Raw genomic sequence first — 1429 nt, forward strand, 5'->3', positions numbered from 1 at the left:
AAATTGACCCCGTGGAGGGTGGCGGCTGAATCTGGAATGATGTTTGCAGACACATTATGGATTTGGCGACATCCGAAATCGTCCATTGAGAAAGTTAGCATAGAGCACTTAGATCAAGTTATTGAACTATCCAAAAATGGAAAAGGCTTAATTGTTCTTGCCTCACATTTCGGAGGCTTTGAGATAGTGCCACGTATCTTTGCTGAACATACAAGAGCAACAGTAATGTATAGACCAGCTAGAAAAAAATGGGTGAATGAGCTTATGCTTAAGTCACGTAAACACTCTGAAATTGATTTTGTTGAAGCAAATATTAGTGGGGTTCGTCAGATTAAACGAGCTTTAGTAAAAGGTGAGGTAGTTGGCCTATTGGCGGATCAGGTGCCTAGCGTGGGCGATGGAGTATGGGCTAAATTTTTTAATCAATATGCCTACACAACATCATTTCCAATTAAATTAGCTCGCCAAGCAAATGTAGCAATCCTTTTTGTTGGCGCAGAAAGACTGGGGTTAGGAGGGGGTTGGCTAATTAAGAGTCGCTTGATGACAGAGACCTTTCCAGATTGCCTAGTTGATGCCTGCACAGAAATGAATCAGTCTTTTGAGAAAATGATACTTTCAAAGCCACACCAATATATGTGGTCTTACAACCGCTACAAAAGACCGGTGGGAGCAGAATTGCCTCCAACAGAGTAAGGCATCCTTAGCCGGGCACCCAATAAACACCAAAACCACCTGAAGGTGGTTTTTTCATTTATGAGGCGTGATAATTCAAGTTATTAATTTAAGGTTGCTTATGAATCTGAATACAAAAGATGTTATTGAAAAATGTGCCCATCAATCTCATGCTGGTCTTCTAACCTTCCCGGAGGCATTGGCTCGCTTAATTGAGGTTGGTGTTGAGTCTTACTTCGCTGACTATCGCAATCAATCAACCACATATTATTTGTCAAGCCATCAGGTTTGTGCTGTTCCTATGGAGATGCCTCTGGTGGAGATCCCAAATTCATTTAATAAAGATAGAGTCGTTTCAGCAATTCGCGGCGCTCAAAGTGATGCGGTGAGATATCCTGAGTTTCTTAAATTAACGATGGCTGCTGGCTGCATCGGATATATTGTTTGGATAGCTGGAAGACATGTGAGTTATTTCGGGCGGCAAGGCGAAGTTCACATTGAGCATTTTCCACAAGGATGAGAGTCCCGAAGCCCAAGTTAATCCCGCCTAGAGCTAGCAAAATTTCACAAGCCACCTCTGGGCAATTTTTTCTTTTTCTGATTAATATCTAGGAATTCTCTTGGGAGCTCTAAATGTTATTAGTCACCTCAATCATTGCCTGCATCTTAACTATCATCTTTATCAAACTCTCGTTTGCCGTCATTGGACTGAGGAGAAAAAACAAGTGCGGCCTGGGAAGTGGGGGTCATGATG

At 42.2% G+C, this 1429-nt stretch carries 2 protein-coding genes; both read left to right on the top strand.

What is annotated here, in order from left to right; genetic code table 11:
* Positions 1-696: lipid A biosynthesis acyltransferase (locus B7X71_RS16825; protein WP_293601585.1), on the top strand; the 696-nt coding region annotated here is incomplete at its 5' end.
* A 100-nt stretch (positions 697-796) separates the two neighbouring features.
* Positions 797-1195, top strand: a complete 399-nt coding sequence (locus tag B7X71_RS16830) for a DUF1398 family protein (RefSeq protein ID WP_293601586.1) — start codon at positions 797-799, stop codon at positions 1193-1195.
* Positions 1196-1429: the final 234 nt, after the last annotated feature.

This window comes from Polynucleobacter sp. 39-46-10 (genome assembly GCF_002282275.1).